We start from the raw sequence: 21,386 nt of genomic DNA, 5'->3' as shown, positions 1-21,386 counted from the left end.
CTTCTCTTCAGGTCAATGCTTCTATTGCACCGACGATCTCCGTGATCTCCATTGTAATCGCCTGCTGCCGGGCACGATTCAGCTCAATATTCAGCTTTCCCAGCATCTCTTCAGCGTTTTTGGATGAAGAATCCATCGCTACCATCCGTGCGCTGTTTTCACTGGCAAACGCCTGAATCAGCGCACCATAGACAAGTCCGATGATATATTGCGGAACAAGCACGTCAAAAACTTGCTTGGGCGAAGGATGATAATTCATCTCGTTTTCATATTCCAGTTCCGTTTCAATATCTGCAAAGCTTGAAAGCTCCACCGGGAGCAGCTTCAAGGCCGTCGGCACTTGCTTTACAGAGGAATAATACCGCGTATAAAGAAGATATACCTCATTCATCTCGCTATCCTTATACATTTTCGAGAGATCGTCTGCAAGATTACGTGCTTCATACAGGGTCGGATTTTGCGAAATATGCAAATATTCCACATCGATCGGAATATTTTTTCGTTCAAAAAACGCGCGGGCTTCCTGTCCTATCGTGATCACAAATTTATCGTCCGGCTTCATGAAGTCATGCGCAAAATTCAGAATATTGTGATTATAAGCACCGCACAGCCCCTTATCCGCCGCAATCACAATATAGGCCGGTCGTCCTTTTTCATGCTTTTCCAAAAACGTATGATGCAGCTCGTGCGAATGTACGAGGATATCCTTGAGCGCGCTGCGTACACGGTTAAAATAAAGTAGGTTCGCATCATAACGCTGAATAGCTTTCTGCATCTTCGAGGTGGAAATCAGCTTCATTGCATTTGTGATTTTGCTGGTATCACCGATTGCACGTATGCTGTTTTTGACATCTGCAAGACTTCTCATAACTGCCGCCCATCTTTCACCGATGCAGGAATGATTTCTGATTGCTTTTCTTTTCCGGCAAAGAAACCGCGTTCAAACTCTTTTACCGCTTCCAAAATCAGTTTTTCGTTTTCCTCCGAAAGCGCTCCCGTCTCTTTAATAGAGCCTCTTACCTGCGGATACTTTGCATTCATAAAGTCCAGAAATTTTTCATTGAACTCCCGCACGCGTTCTGCCGGGATATCCATCAGCACTTTATTCGTCGCTGCGCAGAGCAAAATCACTTGGTTTTCGACCGTATACGGCGTATATTGCGGCTGTATGAGCGCACGCGTCACCTTCAGCCCATTATTCAGAGCATCTTGCGTCACTTTATCTAAATCAGAGGCAAATTGCGAGAACACCTCCAACTCACGATACTGTGCCAATTCAAGCCGCAGCGGTCCCGCGACCCTGCGCATCGCTTTGATTTGTGCGCTTCCGCCAACGCGCGACACGGAAAGTCCTACATTGACTGCAGGCCTCTGCCCTGAATTGAATAACTCCGTTTCAAGATAGATCTGTCCGTCGGTGATCGAAATCACGTTGGTGGGAATATAGGAAGAAATATCTCCCTCCATCGTCTCGATAATAGGAAGCGCCGTCATCGATCCGCTGCCAAGCCCTTCTGCAAGCTTTGCAGCCCGTTCAAGCAATCGGGAATGCAGATAAAAAACGTCGCCCGGATAGGCTTCCCTGCCCGGCGGTCTGCGCAACAGCAAAGACATTGTCCGATATGCAACGGCATGTTTGGAAAGGTCGTCATAGACGATCAGCACATCCTGCCCGCTGTACATAAATTCTTCGGCAATTGCACAACCAGCATATGGTGCGATATATTGCATAGGCGCCGTATCGCTTGCCGTAGATGCCACGACTGTCGTATAGTCAAGCGCACCGAATTCGTCAAGCCGGCTTACGATCTCTGCAATGGTCGACGCCTTTTGAGCGATCGCTACATAAACGCATTTTACATTCTGGCCTTTCTGATTGATGATCGTATCGACTGCGATCGCCGTTTTTCCCGTTTGGCGGTCTCCGATAATCAATTCCCGCTGTCCCCGGCCGATCGGTATCATAGAATCTATTGCCATAATGCCCGTTTGCAGCGGTGTATCGACCGGCTGCCGATCGATGATTGCAGGCGCGGGCGTCTCGATCGGCCGGTATTTCTCTGTTATGATCTTTCCGTTTCCGTCTATCGGAATGCCGAGCGGATTTACGACCCGCCCCAGGACTGCATCTCCGACGGGCACTTTCACCACATCTCCTGTATGGCGCACCATAGAGCCTTCTACAACGTCAGTAACGCCGTTCAAAAGTACTGCGCCTACGCGCTCGAGCTCAAGGTTCATAACGATCCCATAGGCATCATTTTCAAACTGGAGAAGCTCGCCATATTTGCAGCCGTCCAACCCCCGCACAAATACGACGCCGTCTCCCGTGCGTTCTACAATGCCAATCATTGCAATATCATACTTGACGTCGAATTGTGTGATTCGCGCAGCCAGATTTCTTCCTATAGCGTCGTCGCCAAACGTACCGTCTACACTCCTTTTAAGGCTGACAGCCATATCCTCCGCTGTTTTTTCGTCTTTTGTGTCATCCCCATCCATATACTCCTGCATACGGTCAAGATAAGATTTCGCGCTTAGGTCATAGACCATGTTATTGACAGTTACAACGAAACCATTCAGCAGTGAGGAATCGACCGTCACATCAAAATCTATTTTTGCATCGAATAGTTTATCAAACTTTTCGGTGATTGCTGAAAGTTCATCCGGCGTAAATTCAGTTGCACAAACGAGTTTACCCTTCATTTCCATTCTCAATATCAGCCTACTTTCTCAAAGAATTCGTTGATCACTTTCTTGTTGTCCTCGTAAGATACTTCCCGCTGTAAGACCTTTTCCGCGATTTGGATCGCCATTCTCGTTACTTCCTGACGCATTTCAAGCACCGCCTGCTGCTTTTGAGACTCGATATGTTTTTCCGTGCGCATTCTTATCTCCTCCGCGCTTTCTTCCGCTTCCGTCACGATTTGCCGTGCTTGCTCATCAGCGACAGATTTACTCTTATTGATGAGCTCCGTTGCAAGGTCCTGCGCATTTTCCATCATTTCATCATACTTTGCTTTCAGCTGTTCCGCATCGGAATATTTTTGTGCTGCCTCGTCGATCTGCTTTTGGATCTCATTCGTCCGATTGTTCAGGAAGCGTGTGATCGGCTTATAAAGCAGCCACCGCAAAAAGAAGAACAAAATAATAATATTGACGATGTAAAGTATGATCTCCAAAAAATTAATTTCCATTTTACTTTCCCCTGTGCCAACGTGCACGCTCCTATTCTGCGTGCATGCCTCCTATTTACTGCCCCATCGTGAAAATCATGATGATCGAAATAACAAAACCGTAGATTGCCGTAGATTCTGCAAGCGCCAAGCCGATCAGAAGAACCTGATTGATCTTGCCCGTAGCTTCAGGCTGTCTTGCTACCGCTTCACATGCTTTGCTTGTGGCAATACCCATACCGATTCCCGCGCCCATTCCTGTAAAAACGGCCAGTCCTGCGCCGATCGCAATCAAACCCATATCCATAATTATTACCTCCGTTCATTTACTAAGATATTCCAAGAAAATTCCGTTTAAGCTTTTTCCTCTATGAAAGACATCGTCAGCATGGAGAACACATAAGACTGCATCCCCAGATGAAACAAAATAAAATAAATAGAAGCCAATGCAGGAACGCCGACAGCAAAATATCCCATTGCGCCATACAGCATATCCATGACCACGAGTCCGCTGAACATGTTGCCAAAAAGCCGGCATGCAAGCGAGATAGGAACCGCCACCGAGGAGAGTACATTGATCGGAACCATAAATGCTTTGGGCTCCGCGTATGTTTTAAGCCAGCCTTTCACGCCCCGGAAGCGGATCGAATAGGCAATGATCAGTACAAATGTGATTAGGGCCAAGCCAATCGTACAATTCAAATCAGTTGCGGGAGACCGTATTCCTATAAATTCAAGCAAACCGCCGCATATAATAAAACCGAATATCGTCATGATATAAGGCGCCAGTGAGCTTGCTTTTTTCCCCATTCCCATAATCGAAACAGAAAACTTGTTGATTCCTTCCACCATAAGCTCCATGACATTTTGCAGGCCTTTGGGTACTCTTTTAAAATTTTTTAAAATAATAAACCGGAAAATGAGCCCGAACAAAATGATGGCCAACGTTGTTCCAAACGCCGCAATTAAAGTCGTTGATATGCTGAATCCACCGAAAATCACTATTTTTTCAGGGAATACGCTTGGTATTTCCATTATTTCCGCTCACCTCCGCCTCGTTTATACTTTTTAATCATCCGAATGCTTAGAATGACTGGAATCCCGATCATGGCGGCTGCAATCCCCGCTGCACACCAAACCATTGCGCTGAGCGATACAAATTCTGCAAACAGCCATAAAACGATCAAAATAAGAGCAAGCTTCGCAATAACGATCGGAACTGCAGCACCTGCCCCGCCTTTTCCAGCCGTCATCATCGAAATCAACTTTTTTAAGACGTAGATCTCAAACGCACCGAGACCTATCCCAATCAGAATGCTCCACATTTTTAACTCAATTTATAGTTTAGTCTTATTTTTGCCGGAATACAACCGGAAATTTATAATTTTCTGTTGATTGAACTGTTAAAAAACGGTATCTTTATTTTTTTCATATTAATTACTCAATAGGTTTCAAAAAAGCAAGAGGTCTGCGGAACAAAATATTCTGCCGCCTTCCCCGTTTGATATACTCCGGTAACCATCGCAGCAAGCTCTTCCGGTGACGCTTCGATATCCGCCTTTGCTTTCGTAGAGAATACCCGATTTTCTGTCTTCTCCTTTCGGACCAAAAAACGGCCTTCCTCTTCTAAAAATTCATCATACACATGTATAACGAATTCGTCTTTGGCGATATGGGCATTTCTTAAAACTGCTTCCGGCTCCAACACCCGCATCATCGTAAATTCTTCACTTTTTTCCGCCGTCTGATAAGCCGGAAGAAAATATCTCAGTTCAGAAGCAGATATCCCCTCTAAGAAGTCTGAGGAATGCCCGGGCACGAGCTCGAATACTTCTGCAATTTCATTTTCTTTATAATAAAGCGCATAAGCCAACGCTGAGCCGTCATCATATACCAACGCCTCTCCGCCGTCCGCAAAAAGGAGACGCAGCCATGCTGAAAAACGCTTTTCATCGCGCAGGAAACAATTATCAAACCGCTTCATATATTCGCGATATGCTTTTACCATTTTTTGGATGGGCACATCTTCCATCTTTCTGCAAACTTTCGTATGCGGATGGCTGCCTTTCGGATTTTTCCGTGTTTTTCGTTCTATATAAGCAATTGTTCCATATCCAAATTTGCGGTAAAACGCATGAAGAAACGGATGAAGATAAGTGACGCTGCGTCCCCTCTTCCTCATGTCGAGCATGGCATACCGTACCAGCTCGCGCATAAGCCCGCGTTTTCTTGCCTGTGGAAGCGTGGCACAGCCTGCCAAAAAGTCTGCATGGCAAGCATGATTTGCAAGCTTTGGACAAAAGTCCAGCATAAAAAGATCTGCTACGAGCTCGTTTTTATCATAATACCCCAGAGACGCGTTCCAATCCGCCACTTCGCTAAAATAGACCTTAAGAAAGTCGTCCGAATCGCCAAAGCATATTTTCCAAATCTCTTTTGCCTTGTTTTCATCGTCCGGAGAAAGGCGCCTGATGTTCATGCTGTTTCCCCACTTAAAATCACATCGTATTTTTCGAGCATAAAAGCCGGATGGTAGGATTGTTTCGCCTTTCGTATACCGGGTACTCCCATGTCCTCCGCACGGTTGATATAGGTGCAGTGCCGCCACATGTTTGCCGCAAAAGCATTGTTGATATAGGTAAACAGCCCGTTATAATCCGCACGCGCTTTTTCAATATGAATAATTGCCGTATCCGGACAAATTTGCTCTCCGAACGAAAAAGCGGCTATTTCTCCCCCGATTTTGACAACACAGCCTCTAAAATTTAGTTCCCGCCAATGGTCCAGCGCTTTTGTGATCGAAAGCAGTTCTTCTTCCGCTTCCCGAGGATCCGCATCTTTATCAGATGCCCATTCTTCTTGAAGCCTCAGGCATTCATCCCGGTATTGATCTTCATAAGGGGCGAATTCACTTTGATAGGTGCGCAGGAACGCATTGATATGATTCCGCTTGGAATGATATTTTTTCCCGGAAAGCTCGATCAGGTCTTTCGCGTTATATACATATTCTGAATTATATTCATCATATACGAAATCATACCGATCCCCACAATCCAGCCTGATTTTTTCTACCATACGCGGCGTAGCGCATTTGATATAAAACACTCCGCCCTTATCCGCCATATATTCCTCACATCTGCGCATATAAGGCTCGATCGACTCATTCGGATCTTTGAGATAGGGAGGCAGCATAAACGGCTTATAAACGTCGCTGTCCATCCAGATATACAGTCCATTTCCCTCCGTCGCCATTCGAATGTCCCATGCTTCCTGCCACGTATACATATTCGAAAACGACGCTTCCGAATGCCTGAAATTCTGCGGCAATACGATGCCGTCAAAAATCGGCTTATCTTCCAGCTCCAACGGTTTAAAATTCAGCATAAGCAGTATCAGTCCTCACGATTTTCATTGCAGACAAGCCCGCGGTCCGCATCCAGTTTGATGTGCGTACCGCTTTTCAGGATCTGTGTGGCGCTTACGGCTCCCACCAATACCGGAATATCGAGCGCCATTCCAACGATCGCTGCATGTGTATTCGGCCCATCCTCTTCTGTTATGATACCCGCCGACTGTTTCATTAAATCCAAAATATTGTTGGAAGTCGTGGGAACCACTAAGATGTCGCCGCGCTTGAACGTCTGTCTCGCTTCCTTTTCTGTCCGTGCAACGCAGAGATTGCCGGATGCGCAAAGACCGTTGATCCCATTTCCTTTGACGAGCACATCCCCGACGATATGCACCTTTAAGAGATTGGTCGTTCCGGCGATCCCAAGCGGCACACCGGCCATAATGACTACAAGGTCGCCGTTTTCAAGCAGTCCGGCCTTTTTCCCATCATTTACGACCATCTCAAACAACTCGTCCGTATTAAATTTTTGTTCCACCTTCATCGGCACAACGCCCCACGACATATTAAGCTGCCTGCACACCTGCTCATCGGGAGAGCATCCGATGATAGGAATGGACGGCCGATATTTAGATACCATGCGCACCGAATTTCCGGTTTTTGTGACCGCGATGATCGCAGAAGCACCAAGATCATAAGCTGTAGTACATGCCGCGTGTGAGATCGCGTTTGTCACATCCGATATCTGCATCATGTCATTTTTCTTGAAACGCATTTTATAGTTGATATCTTTTTCTGTACGGAGGGCGATCCGCGCCATCGTTTTCACACACTCCACCGGATATTTTCCCGCTGCCGTTTCTCCTGAAAGCATGATCGCGCTCGTTCCATCATAAATCGCATTTGCGATGTCCGTCGTTTCCGCACGTGTCGGCCGCGGATTATGCATCATGCTGTCCAGCATCTGCGTAGCTGTAATGACCAATTTTCCTGCACTATACGCTTTACGGATCAATCTCTTCTGAAGGACAGGTACTTCTTCCAGCGGGATCTCCACGCCCATATCGCCGCGCGCCACCATAATACCATCGGAGACCCGCAGGATATCGTCGATATTTTTAACGCCTTCCGCATTTTCTATCTTAGCAATAATCTTGATGCTTTTGCATTTATGCCCGTCAAGTATGCGTTTGATGTCAAGAATGTCCTGTTCGCTGCGCGTAAAGCTCGCCGCGATAAAATCCAGACCGTTCTCAATGCCAAAGATAATATCCGCTTTGTCTTTTTCGCTGATATAAGGCAGAGAGATCGAAAATCCCGGCACATTGACGCCCTTCCTGTCTGAAATAATACCACCGTTCAGCACCTTGCAGGTAATCTCTGTATCTGTAACGCAAACTGCCTGCATCTCTATCAGGCCGTCGTCTATCAATATGATGGCTCCCTGTACAATATCCTGCGGCAAATTTTTAAAAGACACCGATACACGGGTCTTATCTCCCTCTATCTCATCCGTAGTAAGCGTAAACATATCGCCTTCATGCAGCTCTACACTTCCATTTTTAAAGGTGCCGATCCTGATCTCGGGCCCTTTCGTATCCAGCAGGCAAGCAATAGGCTTCCCTGTTTCTTTCCCTATTTTTCTAATGTTCTTTACTCGTTCAAGCTGTATTTTATGGTCGCCGTGAGAAAAATTAAGGCGCGCTACATCCATACCGGCCTCTACCATACGCCGTATCGTGTTCTCATCTTCGCTGGAGGGTCCCAGTGTGCAGATAATCTTCGTCTTTCTCATATGATTTGTTCTCCTGTGTGACTCAAAATATTTATCATAGCGATTTTATTTTATCATAAAACCGCTAAAAAATCCCTTTTCGGCCGCCCGCGAAAAATAAAGGCTGTGTCTCCACAGCCTTTATCTTATCAGTTTTCAACTCATTCTTCCATATCTTTTTTCGCCTGTTCGATAATTTTTCCCGCCATCTGGGCCGGAACCTCTTCATACCGCTCAAATGTCTGCCGGAATGTTCCGCGCGCCTGCGTCATAGACCGCAGATCTGTCGCATATTTAAACAACTCGCTCTGCGGGACCTCTGCGGTCACCTCCTGCATTCCATCAATCGGATTCATCCCAAGAATACGTCCGCGCCTGCGGTTCAAATCTCCTATAATATCGCCCATATATTCATCCGGTATCGTTACGACCACTTTCATAATCGGCTCCAAAAGAACCGGATTTGCCTCCGCAACGCCTTTCTTGAAAGCGAGGTTAGCCGCCACTTTAAACGCCATCTCCGAGGAATCGACCGTATGGTAAGAACCGTCATACAGCGTACATTTCAGACCAACGACCGGATATCCGGCTAAAACACCCTTTTGTATGCTTTCTTTTAGACCTTTTTCCACCGCAGGAATATATTGCCGTGGCACGACGCCTCCGACAATCTTATCCTCAAAGATAAAATCTGCCAAGCCATCCGGCACAGGAGAAAATTCGATCCATACATCTCCGTACTGTCCATGTCCGCCCGATTGCTTCTTATGTTTTCCCTGCGCCTTTACCGCTTTCTTGATCGCTTCGCGGTAAGGAATGCGCGGATCGTGCAGCTCGCCCTCCACGTTGAACTTGCTCTTCAATTTATTGTTGATGACCTCGAGATGCATTTCCCCCATGCCATTTGCAAGCATATCCCCTGTTTCTGTATCCTTTACGAGCTTAAAGGTCGGATCCTCGTCCTCCAGACGGTGCAGGCCCGAGAATACTTTTTCTTCTTCTCCTTTTTTCTTGGCGCCGACCGCCAGACAAATGCACGGTTCAGGAAAAACGATGGGCGGGAATTTTACAACGCAGGAGGCAGAGCACAGCGTATCCCCGGTGGCCGTATGCTGTAATTTAGCGACTGCGCCGATATCCCCGGCCTCCAGTTCGCTTTCATTGATCAGCTTTTTCCCTCTCATCACGCCAAGTCCAGAACATTTTTCTGTTTTTCCCGTGTTGGCGTTCACGATAGACATATCCGATTTAAGCGTTCCCTGTACGATCTTGATAACGGAAAGTTTCCCGACGAATGGGTCCGCGATCGTTTTCAATACATGCGCAACAAAAGGCGCCGCAGGATCGATCTTGAGCGTTACGGGATTTCCCGATGCGTCGAGCGCTTCTGCATCCGGCATTTCGGCAGCATTCGGCATAAGCATAACGATTTCATCCATTAATTCTTTTACACCGATATTCGGCGCTGCTGCGCTTACAAATACGGGGGCTATTCCTCCTTGCAGGATCCCCTCACGCAAGCCTTTCAAAATATCCTGTGTAGAGAGCTCTTGTCCGTCAAAAAACTTCTCCATCAGTTCCTCGTCGTTTCCGGCTGCATTTTCTACTAAGGTTTCCCGCAGGGCCTCCGCATCATCAGCACATTCTGCCGGGATATCGCTCTCTTTTACGTTCGTTCCGTCAAACAGATAGGCTTTCATTCCGATAATGTCTATCATCCCGGCAAATTTTCCCTCTTTCATGATAGGCATTTGCACCGCGGTCACTGCAGATGTATATTTCGTTCCGAGCGCCGCGACAGTCTTCATATAATCCGCATGCTCTTTATCTACCTGATTCACAACAAAAGCGCGGGGGATATCATGCTTTGCGCAATAGTCATACGCTTTTTGCGCTCCTACCGGAACCGTTCCATTCGCCCCCAGCACGATAAGCGCACTGTCACACAGCTCATAAGCCGCAACAGCTTCGCCCTCGAAATCGAAATACCCCGGCGCATCGATCAAGTTGATTTTTTTATTTTTCCACTCGACCGGCGCTAACGCAAGACCGATCGATATTTGACGTTTTACTTCTTCCCCATCATAATCCGTCGTCGTATTTCCGTCCTCTACGCGCCCCATACGTTCCGTGGCGCCGGAATCAAAAAGCATTGCCTCAACGAGCGTCGTCTTTCCTTCTCCGCCATGTCCGACGACAGCAATGTTAAAAATGTCCTGTGGATGATATACTTTCATGTAACAAGCCTCCCTAAAGATAATTATTTATGTGAAGCCTTTAAACTTAAATTCGCATATTGGAAATGAAGATATTTTTAGTGTAACAGATTCTTTATAAAAAATAAATAAATTTTTCAATTTAATATAGAATTTAGAGGCAATCTATGTAATAATAGGAAAAGTATTTGTATTTAAGGGGTATATTATGAAACAAATTACGGAAAAGCAATTGAAATTTCTGCAAATTTTTCTCGGGATCGTTGCCGGCATCGGAATATGGCTTGCAATTTATTTCGGCAGTGAAGCCGACAATGTCCTTCTGCAATACCTGTTTATCATTATTTTTGCCGCTATCATCTTTATCCAAAGAGCAGTCGAACGCAAGATCGATCAGCGGCTTACCCTATTTACAAAATTCTGGCTGATTGGTCTCATTATTGGTCTTGGCATCTTTATTCTTATGGGCGCCGTTTCCGGCAGATTATTTGCCTCCTGATCCAACGCATAAAAATCCGGCTAAACGCCGGATTTTTTCTTTACGCTAAATTCTCTCTGAACAACTGCATCGTTTTTTTAAACAGTTCTGCGCTGGTGGGCGGCGTATAAGTAATTGCATCCGCTCCACAGTCGATGGTCTCCCGGATACTGTCGTCTGTCGGTCCGCCTGTCGCAATAATAGGGATATACGGATATTTATTGCGGATCCTTTCGATGATCCTGCATGTATTTTCCGCACCGGATACATTGAGGATATCTGCTCCGCTCTCGATCCGGCGTTCTATGTCCTCCTTTTCTGAAACTACAGTCACAACAACGGGAATATCGATGCGTTTTTTGATTTTCGCAATGATCTCATTATCGATCTCCGGTCCGAGCACCGCCCCTACCGCTCCTCTGAATTCGGTTTCAAGCGCTAAATGAACGGCTCGTTCGTCTTTCAGCTCACCACCGCCCACGCTGCACATCACAGGCACATCTGCCGTCGTCATGATCGCCTGATTGATCGACGGCTGAGGTGTAAACGGATAGACCGCCATAACTGCATCCGCATCCGTATTCCGTACAAACGCAATATCCGTTGTAAACAGAAATGACTTTAACACCCGTCCGAATATTTTGATCCCGGGCGCTTCTTTGATGATTTCCGGCACAGAAATGATCAGATATCTCAGTTTGCTCTCAAATTCTTTTTCAGACATTGAAACGTTCCTTCCACACATAATTTGCTATTTACTCTTTAGTATCATACATCTACCTCAAAAAATCAACCTCAAACAAAAAAACATAGAAAAAAGCAGGATGCCCGCATCCTGCTTTTGAAATCTATCTTCAGCCGCATTTTGAATAACCGCACGAACGGCAAATATTACATCCGCCTTCAAATGCCAGCGGTTTCCCGCATTCCGGGCATTTGGAATCGTCATGCACCTCCTGCTCTTCCTGCATTACAAGAGGCGCGATTTTTTCGCTTTGCATTTGAGCGACTGTTTGAAGAACTCTTCCAATTGCGTCCGGACAGGAAAGGACTTTTACGTCGCCGCCCTTACGAAGCGTAGAATGGCAGCGTATCCCACGAAGCTGTTCTACAATAGATTCTACGTCCATTCCGGAGCGCAGGGCCGTGGATATCAGCCGGCTCGTCGCTTCAGACTGCGACGGACATCCGCCGGCGCGTCCTAAGTTCGTAAATACCTCGCATATCCCATTCTCGTCATAGTTGACCGTAATATAAAGATTTCCACACCCGATCTTGACTTTTTGGGTAATTCCCTGCGTCACCTCCGGCCGCATCCTTGGCGCGACCCGTCCTAATCCTCTTTCCGCATCAGCAGCAGGCTCTGCCTCTCCCGCCTTATTTACTTTTCCGATATTTAGGACCTGTGCGTCGCGCGAACCGTCTCGGTAAATAGTAACGCCTTTGAGTCCGAGCTCATAAGCCAGCTCATAGACCATACGTACATCTTCCTGTGTAGCTTCGCGCGGGAAATTGACCGTTTTTGATACTGCGTTATCCGTATATTTCTGGAAAGCCGCCTGCATCCGTATATGATATTCCGGCGTGATATCGTGTGCGGTCACAAAGATATCGCGGATATCCTTCGGTATCTCTTCCAGATGTGCGATCGTTCCCTCTTGCGCGATTTTTGACATCAATTCTTTACTGTATAAGCCCCTTTCTTTCATCACTTCCTCAAAGTAAGGATGAATTTCCAAAAGCTCGTCATTATCCATGACATTCCGAATATAGGACAAGCCAAACACCGGCTCGATCCCAGACGAAGCGCCGCAGATGATGGAGATCGTTCCCGTAGGAGCGATCGTTGTAACAGTCGCATTCCGCTGCACCATTCCCTTGGATTTGAATACGCTTTCTGAATAGGTCGGGAACGTACCACGCTCCTTCGCAAGCTCATTGGAAGCATCGCGCGCTGTTTCCCGCAGGAATTTCATGATTTTTTCCGCCAGCAGTATGGCTTCTTCCGAGTTATAGGGAATGCGCAATTTATATAAAATATCGGCAAACCCCATTAATCCAAGGCCAATCTTACGAGTGGATAGAGTCATGTCGCGTATTTCTTTCAGCGGATAATTGTTGACGGTAATAACGTTATCCAAAAAATGGACTGCATTGCGTATCGTTTTTTCAAATTCGGTATAATCGAATTCATACGCTCCGTCTTTGCAGACAAGCATAGCGTCCAAATTGATGGAGCCAAGATTACAGCTCTCAAAGGGAAGCAGCGGCTGTTCCCCGCAGGGATTCGTGCTCTCTACTTCTCCTAAGGAAGGAACAGGATTATCGCGGTTGATGCGGTCAAGAAAAACGATTCCCGGCTCGCCGTTCGTCCACGCCATCTTGACGATTAAATCGAAAACATCCGGTGCATATAATTTCCCGCATTCCCGTTTGTCATGCGGATCAATAAGCGAATATTCCCTTTTTTCATGCACAGCCTTCATGAATTCTTCCGTTATTCCCACACTGATATTGAAATTTGTGATCTCGGCCGTGTTTTTCTTGCATTGTATAAATTCCATGATATCCGGATGATCGATACGCAGGATCCCCATATTTGCCCCGCGGCGGGTACCGCCTTGTTTAACCGCTTCTGTTGCGGCATTGAACACTTTCATAAAGCTGATCGGCCCGCTTGCTACGCCGCCCGTCGAATTGACCGCTGCCCCTGCCGGACGCAGCCGTGAAAAAGAAAATCCTGTTCCACCGCCGCTTTTATGGATAAGAGCGGCGTTTTTCAACGCATCAAAAATATCCTCCATACTGTCTGCGACTGGAAGGACAAAGCACGCTGAAAGCTGACCAAGCGGCCGCCCCGCATTCATAAGCGTCGGAGAGTTTGGCATAAATTTAAGATGATACATCATATCATAAAAAATATCCTGCGTCGCTTTGATATCTGCATCCACATCGTATTCTTTATCCGCTTCCGCAATTGCCTGTGCTACGCGTTTAAAAAGATCCTCCGGACTTTCAGTCGGTCTTCCCTCCGCATCTTTTTTCAGATAACGTCTTTCAAGCACCGTTATCGCATTTTGACTCAACATAAAAAATCCCCCCATGCAATATATTTGGTAGCGATCATAAGACCAGAACACTACATATAGTACACCAGTGGGCTTTAAAATACCAGACCTTTTTTCGGCTATTTGGAAATTTTTTGCAGGAAGCGCTTAAAAACAGCGATATGAGGCGCTTCTCCTGAAGAAAAAAATTTTACGCTTCCTTGTTCCTCAGAATCATTCAAAATTTTCTCTTCTGCAAGCACATCGGCAATATGCCGTGCCGTGCCATACATACCGTCGAATATTTCACACGGACCACCGCATATTTTTTTAGCTACGTCGCGGATTTGTGCGCTCACAAAAGAATAATGCGTGCAGCCGATAACGATGCCGCTGAAAGCCGTTCCGCGGTAAGGAGAAAATTTTTCGCAAAGATAAGCTTTAATATGGGGATCAGAAAGCTCTCCCTCTTCTACCAGTTCCGCTAGGCATTCGCAAGCGATATTTACAGTCTGCTGTTCTGCATTCAGCTTTTTTAAAAGAGCATGATAGCGTTTCTGCTGTAAGGTAGCCGGAGTCGCTAATACTGCGATCTTGCCGTCCGGATACTTCTCCACCGCAGGCTTTACCGCTGGCTCAATACTAATAATCGGGATATTGTATCTCTCCCGCATCGTTTGCACCGTGATACTGGTTGCCGTATTGCAGGCGATCACGATCATTTTGACGCCCTTCTGGTATAAAAAATCCCCGCACGCAAGAGAAAGATCGCGGATCTCTTCCTCTGTCCGCGTACCATAAGGAGCATTTGCGCTATCCCCATAGTAAATAAAATTTTCCTGCGGCAGACGCAGCTTTGCCTGTGCCAGAACGCTTACGCCGCCTGCTCCCGAATCGAAAACTCCGATCGGCCGTCTCTTTTTATCCATAATTTACCTTAATACTAAAAATGATGCGGTTTTATTATATAACAATACTGAGCCGGAGTAAAGCGGACAGAAATACAGCCCGTTCTCACAAAAATAAACTTGCAATGGGCATTACAATATGATAAAATACCAAATGCTGGATTAAAATATTACGGGGGGGTGAAACGATGCCTAACATTAAATCAGCAAAGAAGCGTGTCAAAGTGATCGCAAAAAAGACATTGCAGAACAAAATGATCAAATCTGCACTTAAAACGGATTTGAAAAAATTTGATGCTGCAGTTGCGGAAAACAGCGCAGATATGGATGTATTATACAAAAATGCTGTCAGCGCGATCGATAAGGCTGCTTTGAAAGGTACGATCCACAAAAATAAAGCAAATCGTACAAAAGCGCAATTGGCAAAAAAATTAGACGGAAAAGCCGAATAATTTTTTGTCTCCCCCATAAAAATAAAGTATAAAAGGCTGATTCACCCTCAGCCTTTTTTATTTGCGCCCATATAAATATCCACCAAAAGTGCATAAAGGTCTGTTTTCAACTGAATGACGCCCTGTTTGGCGTCGAAATCCATTTGCGCAAGCTTTTCAAGTGCGCGCCGAAGCTGCGCTGCCGTGAACTGCTTAGACTGCGCTAATGCTCGCTTAGCGGCAAATTCCCATGCTCCCGTCGCTTTCATCACATGAGTCAAAATCTTCTGTTCCGGAAAACGTGCATCTCTGCAGGCGCGCGCAACAAGCATCTGTCTGAAATTATTGGACAGCAGAGTCAGAAATCCTATCGGATTGCTATCCTCCGCAAGCAGCCGCCCGACTAGCGCGTAGCTCTCTTTTGCCCGGCCCGCCGTCATTAAATCGTGTATTTTATAAACATTGTACTGCATAGACTTTACGGCATATTTTTCAATATCCTCCGCCGCAATACTTCCTCGGCAAACGCAGGCAAGCTTCTCCAGCTCATTTTGGGCCGTCCCCATATCTCCATCCGAAAGCTCTGCGATCGTCTGAGCATTTTTGGCCGAAATAATGAGCCCTTTTTGTTTGGCTGCTTTTATGATATAAGCAGTAAGCTCCGCATCCTTCAGTGCACTGCACTCCAATAAAAAGCCATTTTTCGAAACATATTTTACGAATGCTTTTCGTTTATCCACATTTCCCTGCTGCACGATGATCAAAACATTCTGTTCCGGAAAATTTGCTTTTTCAAAAGAGGCACTCCATTCTCCCGATGCTGCGGAGGAAAGGATATCTGTATTTTTTACAACTACTACCCTGCGCTTTCCCATAAAAGGCAATGTTTCAAAGGATCGTACGACTGCGACCGGATCCGGCCGTTCTTCAAAAACTGATAGATTCAACTCCGGCAGCTCGACAGCGAGCGCCGATAATACAGCATGAAACCCCTGTTCTCTTAAAGCGCCGTCTTCTCCACTGAATATCATGAAATTGGGAACCGTTCCCTCTTTTATTTTCTTTAACGCATCTTGTATCTTCATGCTTCGCTCACATTTCCGTCCGCAGGCTGATCTCACCCTGCTCGCTGATTTCTATGGTGACTGCTCCGCTGTCTGCTGTAGAAAGCACCTCTATCTGCCTTTCAAATAGCAGATCAGTCACAGCAAGCGCAGGAAGCTGCCGTTTATTGTCTTTTTTCACAGAAAGAATGGCATACTGCGGCTGTATCGTCCGCAGCAGCTCCTCCGTTACGGCCCCTGCCTTGCCGCCGCCCGCTACTTTTAATACCGGGACTTTTTCATCCACCCGCATATCTTCCGGCAGCGTCTGCTCGAACAGACAAATTGGCTGATCTTTATAGCAAAGCAGCAACGATAAATATTTCCCATCGCTTCCAATCACTTCAAGGAAGCTCTCGTCTTCTAAATGTATTTTATCATAGATTCCATATTCTTTCACCGGATATTGTGTATCATACTCTTTTTCTATATAGTTGCCGGGAACATACAGCGCTTTGATTCGTTCATCTTCTGCAAGTCCATTCAGGTTTTTTGTCCTGTCGTTTGTTACGATAACAGCGTCAAAAACGATTTTATTTTCTTCCGCATAATCTCTGACATTGGAATACTGTATGTTTCCGCCGTTATCGATCAGATAATCTCTCCCATCTGTTTCTATATGAATCGCATCGCCCGTTCCGACATCCAATACTGTCACGCGCATAGCGCTTTGAGGAATAAACGCCATACTCACAAATAAAAAGACAGCAGCCATTGCTCCCGCGGTAAACAGCTTGGTTCTGCGTTTGACCAGCACATAATCGGAACACAGAAAGATGAATGCCATTACAAAGAAGCATAACCAGACCGGAACATGCGTTACTTCTATAAATCCCAAAGAACTCTGCGCGATTTTTTCGTTAAGCCATGTAAGGCCGCGGATCGAAAGCTCTGCCGGAAAGGCGAAGAACTTTCCAATCAGCGGAGAAAGGAACGCCAGCAGAGTGCCTGCTCCAGTAAACAATACGATAATTCCTGCAAGAGGTATCGCAAAAAAATTAGCCAAAGGAGCGGCAAGTGCAATATTATTGAAAAAATAGGCCGTCATCGGAAAAACGGAAGCCGTTGCCGAGATCGATGTTGCGAGCGACGTATCGAGCCGCACTTTGTTCAGCTTAATTCTATGGAATATCCGCTTGAGCGGCGGATTTAGGCATAGAATGCCGAATACGACGCCATACGACATAAGCAGACCGGGAGAAAATAGCTGGGCGGTATTGATAAAAAGCGTAACAAGCAGAGCTGCAGAAAGAAATACGAGCGTATCCCGTTTGGAGAATCTCCATCTCCCAATTATTACAAATACCGTCATGAGAACCGCACGCAGAATGGAGGGCGCGAATCCGGTAAGCGCCGCGTATAAAACGAGTAAGGATATATTCAGCAAAAAACGTATTCTGCGTTCCGCTTTCATCTTCTTCAGAAGAAAATTGAAGGCATAGGAAATAATAGCCACATGCAGGCCCGATATCGCAAGAATATGCGCAATACCTGTTTTTGAAAACTGCTCCCTCATTTCCTGCGGTATTTCGTCTTTGATCCCTAAAAACATCGCTTTTGCAACAGGGGCGCTTACCTCCGAGAAAACAGCATCTATTTTCTCCGCCATTTTCTCTCTTAAGAGAAATGGATACTGATACCATGAAACATGATTCCCTATTACCTCGACCGATGTTTGGTAAAGGCTGAAGCCTGCCCCTTTTCCCGCCAAATACATCGCTTCGTCAAAGTCTCCCGGATTCCGTGGCGGAGAGGGCTGCTCGATTTCGCCGGACATTAAAACCGTATCCCCATAGGAAAGAGAGGCCGGCGAATATAAGATCACGCTCTTATCGAGCTTCTCCCCGCTAACTTGCACATTCGTGAGCGTATAAGTATGGGTTTGCGCGTTCATTTTAGAGCGGTCCGATACATATCCTTGTATTTGGTATTCCACATTAGGCTCAAATTGCGAAAGATCCGTTTTGAACTGGACTTGAAAAAGAAAAGCTCCAAAAAAGAAGAAAAGGAGATAAAAACAGAAAAACACCTGTTTTCTGCCTGTACACAGGCAAAAAGCAAACAGTCCTCCGCTTATCAGACATAATGGCAAAATCAAATAAACAGGAAGATTCAGATAATAGGATGCGGCGATCCCAACAATAAAAAAGAAAGCAAGAAAAGCAACGGGCCGGGGATTTAGTATACGTTTCATCTCTGTTACCGTTCAAAGCGTCTGAAAAAACCGTTTTAAATAAAGTACTGTTTCATCTCTTCTACGATTTGAGTATTTTCAAAACGCTCCCTTGCTTCACACAGAAGCGCTTCCTCTTCATAGATGGGATTGATATGAGTGAGCAGCAGTTTCCCCACATTTGCTTTTCGCGCCGTTTCCGCCGCTTCCTTCACATACATATGCGGAAGGCTTCCCGTATCTTTCTGCGAGGATAAAAAGCCGCTGTCACAAAGCAGGACATCTGTACCTTCACAAAAAGCCGTGAGTTTTTCACTATACCGCGAATCACCCGAAAACACAAAGGAACGCGATCCATTTTCAAATTTTGCCGCATAGCATTCCACCGGATGTATGGTTCGGCAAAAGGAAACTTTTACTTCTGCATCCGGCATCTGTATTTCCATACCGTCTGAAAGCACGGTCGTGTCGAAACAGGAGCAGGCATCCAGCAGACGATATTCCGCCTCCGGCGTGCGCGGCAAAAACAGCGGCAGCTTTTTCTTCTTGAGCGCATACCGCAGAATAAATAAGTCACTGCAATGGTCGGAATGAAGATGCGTCAGAAAAACAGCGTCGATCTCTTCCAAAGAACAAATCATCTGTATTCTGGAAAGGCTCCCGGTTCCGGCATCAAGCAGAAATTTTTTGCCCTGTTCTTCAACAAGATAAGAGGTAGTCGCTCCTCCGCTTTTGGGATAAGGCCCATATTTTCCAAGTATAGTGATTTTCATATTGCCGTCCTTAAATTCAGTTTGTTCCGCATCATATATATCGGGCGGTAAAGCACGATCGCGAGCGCGGCCCCGCATCCGGCCTGAATCAAATTCGGAAGCAGCGTAAGCAAGGCCCCGCCAATACCAACGAGAAAAACCTCATATCCGAAATATCCAAATGCCATGATTAATGCCGCTGTTATGCAGGCCGCTATATATTCCCGAAGAGAACGTTTTTTCTTTGTGACCGCACCTGCAAGCAGCGCCATACACGCCTTTATCACGACTGTTGCCGGAATATAGATCGTAGACCCCACCGTAAGATCAGCAAATCCGCTTCCTATTGCCGCCGCAGCCGCTGTATATGATCCGCCCATAATATACGCGGCGCAATAGATGACTACGTCCCCCAAGTTGAAATAAGCTCCTTTTACGGCCGGGATCTGAATCACTAAAAGCAGCGTCACCACATAGACTAAGGCTGCCGTCACTGCTGTTGTCGTTAATTTTCTCGTCTTTACTCCCATTTTTTCTTCTCCGTTTTATTCATCCTTGATCACTCCCGGATTCTTTAGCAGCGGGTCGATCACATTAAGATTGCCTCCAAGGCTTTCTACACGTTCGCCGTCGATCAAAAATTGCACTCTTTTGATATTATTTATATTGGTTAAAGTATTGACGATGGAATAAATCATCATAGATTCATCCCTTCTGCTGACTCCCGCCAGTTTTTCAATGATCGAAGCTTTAAAGTCGACGACCGCTATATCTTTCGCAAGATATACGTCGTTTACATCTTCCATCGATATCCCAGACAAAAAGGAAGGGCTCACATCTTTATCATCCGCCTCCGTGGGCCCGCGCATAAGCTCTGCAAGCATTTCCTTTGGCGCGCCCGCTTTTTCCTGCGCTATCATTCGTTCCACACCAATAAACAGCGTATAAGTCGAATTTGGGAAATAAAGCAGAATATTGTTCCCCAAAAATTCGCTGCACATATCCTGCGTATATATGACCGGATCTGCCTGTGCATTTCCATTTACATAAATTTCCACTCCATCAATTCCGGGCAAAAAGCCCACAATCGTTTTCGTGATGGCAAGCGCCGCAAGTTCCTCACCATTACTGAATTGCTGTGTGATCGCCACGGGCGCTTTATTGAAATTAAGCCGGACGACCGTCCGTCCATCTTCCAAGCTTACGATCTCCGTTCCTAAAAGCTCTGCGATTGTTCTGTCTATCACCGGCATATGCTGATAGGTATTCTCCGGCCCCCTCATGAGCCCCTGAACAACAGAACTGATCATCTCCTCCGGCTGACTCGTTTCAAATTGAAAGCTTCTTGTTTCCGGAATCAGAAACCGCTCCGTTCCATCCAAAAAATATAACACAACATCCATTACGGGATTATCTACGCTTGCCCGCTGCTGTATTTTGGTTTGCTCCTCCCGCAAGGTGCCCGATGGTTTTTGCAGTACCCCTATCGGTTCCCCCTCACAACCATTCTTCACTCCGTTCACAAATATGTTGACATAAGAAACGCCGGAAAAGTCAGAGAGCGTAGAGGTAAGCGCCAACTCCATCAAAATGATCTCATCATCTGTTTTTTCTTCTTCCGTGCTTAAATAGACGTTTATTACATCCGGAAGTATCTCGATGCCCTCATAGGCAAATCCCTCAGCTACCGGTTGATAATTTTCTGTCGTCGGCCCGGCGATAACTGCTTCAATGATTTTTTTTTCGGCACGTTCATTTTGCTTTACTGCAATGCTGCGCGTTTCCGCAGCCAGCTCAGATTTGGAAGCATCCAGAAAATACAGGGCGGGAGTAACGATGATCCTCGGCTCCAAATCGACCTGCTGCATGACCATTTCCGGTATCTCTATATTTTCCTGTTGCTTGGTATCCTCCCGCACAATAGAACACCCTGCCAGAAAAAATACGCCTGCAAGCAGAATTATCAGTACTCGTTTCAT

The 21,386-nt window shown here is 46.1% G+C and carries 20 protein-coding genes; 2 read left to right on the top strand and 18 right to left on the bottom strand.

Annotation, left to right across the window (positions count from 1 at the left end; genetic code table 11):
* Nucleotides 1–7 precede the first annotated feature (7 nt).
* The 10 genes from atpG to fusA all read right to left on the bottom strand — a co-directional run bounded on the left by atpG (nucleotide 8) and on the right by fusA (nucleotide 10,536).
* Complete coding sequence (gene atpG / locus PUP29_RS01335) at nucleotides 8–868, bottom strand: ATP synthase F1 subunit gamma (RefSeq protein WP_079547607.1); 861 nt, start codon at nucleotides 866–868, stop codon at nucleotides 8–10.
* Entirely contained in the window at nucleotides 865–2,706 is a 1,842-nt protein-coding gene (gene atpA, locus PUP29_RS01330) for a F0F1 ATP synthase subunit alpha (RefSeq protein WP_353423609.1), read from the bottom strand. Before atpA ends, atpG begins: the two co-directional genes overlap by 4 nt.
* Nucleotides 2,707–2,720: 14 nt before the next feature.
* Nucleotides 2,721–3,197: a F0F1 ATP synthase subunit B gene (gene atpF, locus PUP29_RS01325; RefSeq protein WP_079547609.1), complete on the bottom strand. Its 477-nt coding sequence runs from the start codon at nucleotides 3,195–3,197 to the stop codon at nucleotides 2,721–2,723.
* Between the two features lie 55 nt (nucleotides 3,198–3,252).
* Nucleotides 3,253–3,477, bottom strand: a complete 225-nt coding sequence (atpE, locus tag PUP29_RS01320) for an ATP synthase F0 subunit C (protein ID WP_079547888.1) — start codon at nucleotides 3,475–3,477, stop codon at nucleotides 3,253–3,255.
* A 53-nt stretch (nucleotides 3,478–3,530) separates the two neighbouring features.
* Complete coding sequence (locus PUP29_RS01315) at nucleotides 3,531–4,211, bottom strand: F0F1 ATP synthase subunit A (RefSeq protein ID WP_079547610.1); 681 nt, start codon at nucleotides 4,209–4,211, stop codon at nucleotides 3,531–3,533.
* Entirely contained in the window at nucleotides 4,211–4,501 is a 291-nt protein-coding gene (locus PUP29_RS01310) for a hypothetical protein (RefSeq protein ID WP_079547611.1), read from the bottom strand. Before PUP29_RS01310 ends, PUP29_RS01315 begins: the two co-directional genes overlap by 1 nt.
* Before the next feature lie 116 nt (nucleotides 4,502–4,617).
* Nucleotides 4,618–5,655: a GNAT family N-acetyltransferase gene (locus tag PUP29_RS01305; RefSeq protein ID WP_079547612.1), complete on the bottom strand. Its 1,038-nt coding sequence runs from the start codon at nucleotides 5,653–5,655 to the stop codon at nucleotides 4,618–4,620.
* Nucleotides 5,652–6,560, bottom strand: coding sequence for a DUF2156 domain-containing protein (locus tag PUP29_RS01300; RefSeq protein ID WP_079547613.1), 909 nt, complete (start codon nucleotides 6,558–6,560; stop codon nucleotides 5,652–5,654). The genes PUP29_RS01305 and PUP29_RS01300 overlap by 4 nt, the downstream gene beginning before the upstream one ends.
* Before the next feature lie 8 nt (nucleotides 6,561–6,568).
* Entirely contained in the window at nucleotides 6,569–8,320 is a 1,752-nt protein-coding gene (gene pyk / locus PUP29_RS01295) for a pyruvate kinase (protein WP_079547614.1), read from the bottom strand.
* Nucleotides 8,321–8,460: 140 nt separating this feature from the next.
* On the bottom strand, nucleotides 8,461–10,536 hold the full coding sequence (gene fusA / locus PUP29_RS01290; protein WP_079547615.1) for an elongation factor G: 2,076 nt from the start codon (nucleotides 10,534–10,536) through the stop codon (nucleotides 8,461–8,463).
* Nucleotides 10,537–10,723: 187 nt separating this feature from the next.
* Here fusA and PUP29_RS01285 point away from each other — a divergent pair, with 187 nt between their 5' ends.
* Nucleotides 10,724–11,014 carry a hypothetical protein gene (locus PUP29_RS01285; RefSeq protein WP_079547616.1) on the top strand — a complete coding sequence of 97 codons (291 nt, stop codon included), beginning with the start codon at nucleotides 10,724–10,726 and terminating at the stop codon, nucleotides 11,012–11,014.
* 40 nt (nucleotides 11,015–11,054) lie between these two features.
* Here the strand turns inward: PUP29_RS01285 and PUP29_RS01280 are convergent, their stop codons facing one another.
* The 3 genes from PUP29_RS01280 to murI all read right to left on the bottom strand — a co-directional run bounded on the left by PUP29_RS01280 (nucleotide 11,055) and on the right by murI (nucleotide 14,969).
* Nucleotides 11,055–11,717 (bottom strand): hydrolase, encoded by a 663-nt coding sequence (locus PUP29_RS01280; protein WP_079547617.1) that lies wholly within the window; start codon nucleotides 11,715–11,717, stop codon nucleotides 11,055–11,057.
* Between the two features lie 130 nt (nucleotides 11,718–11,847).
* On the bottom strand, nucleotides 11,848–14,082 hold the full coding sequence (locus tag PUP29_RS01275; protein ID WP_079547618.1) for a vitamin B12-dependent ribonucleotide reductase: 2,235 nt from the start codon (nucleotides 14,080–14,082) through the stop codon (nucleotides 11,848–11,850).
* Between the two features lie 98 nt (nucleotides 14,083–14,180).
* Nucleotides 14,181–14,969 carry a glutamate racemase gene (gene murI, locus PUP29_RS01270; RefSeq protein ID WP_079547619.1) on the bottom strand — a complete coding sequence of 263 codons (789 nt, stop codon included), beginning with the start codon at nucleotides 14,967–14,969 and terminating at the stop codon, nucleotides 14,181–14,183.
* Nucleotides 14,970–15,136: 167 nt separating this feature from the next.
* Between murI and rpsT the strand changes: the two genes are divergently transcribed.
* Nucleotides 15,137–15,400 carry a 30S ribosomal protein S20 gene (gene rpsT / locus PUP29_RS01265; RefSeq protein WP_079547620.1) on the top strand — a complete coding sequence of 88 codons (264 nt, stop codon included), beginning with the start codon at nucleotides 15,137–15,139 and terminating at the stop codon, nucleotides 15,398–15,400.
* A gap of 47 nt (nucleotides 15,401–15,447) precedes the next feature.
* On the opposite strand, the gene holA is transcribed toward rpsT, so the two are convergent.
* Genes holA through PUP29_RS01240 form a run of 5 tightly spaced genes read right to left on the bottom strand, consistent with a single transcriptional unit; the run spans nucleotide 15,448 to nucleotide 21,386 of the window.
* A complete protein-coding gene (holA, locus tag PUP29_RS01260) occupies nucleotides 15,448–16,464 on the bottom strand; it encodes a DNA polymerase III subunit delta (RefSeq protein WP_353423607.1) in 1,017 nt (338 codons plus the stop codon).
* Nucleotides 16,465–16,471: 7 nt separating this feature from the next.
* Entirely contained in the window at nucleotides 16,472–18,676 is a 2,205-nt protein-coding gene (locus PUP29_RS01255) for a ComEC/Rec2 family competence protein (RefSeq protein WP_079547622.1), read from the bottom strand.
* Nucleotides 18,677–18,711: 35 nt separating this feature from the next.
* Nucleotides 18,712–19,428: an MBL fold metallo-hydrolase gene (locus PUP29_RS01250; RefSeq protein WP_353423606.1), complete on the bottom strand. Its 717-nt coding sequence runs from the start codon at nucleotides 19,426–19,428 to the stop codon at nucleotides 18,712–18,714.
* Entirely contained in the window at nucleotides 19,425–19,937 is a 513-nt protein-coding gene (locus PUP29_RS01245; RefSeq protein ID WP_079547624.1) for an ECF transporter S component, read from the bottom strand. Before PUP29_RS01245 ends, PUP29_RS01250 begins: the two co-directional genes overlap by 4 nt.
* 15 nt (nucleotides 19,938–19,952) lie before the next feature.
* Nucleotides 19,953–21,386 carry a GerMN domain-containing protein gene (locus tag PUP29_RS01240; protein WP_079547625.1) on the bottom strand — a complete coding sequence of 478 codons (1,434 nt, stop codon included), beginning with the start codon at nucleotides 21,384–21,386 and terminating at the stop codon, nucleotides 19,953–19,955.

Origin of the sequence: Christensenella massiliensis, assembly GCF_040409835.1 — a bacterium.
In the GTDB taxonomy this organism is placed as follows: Bacteria; Bacillota; Clostridia; order Christensenellales; family Christensenellaceae; genus Christensenella; species Christensenella massiliensis.
Note: the sequence above shows the minus strand (reverse complement) of the source record. Positions and strands in the feature narration are given on the sequence as shown.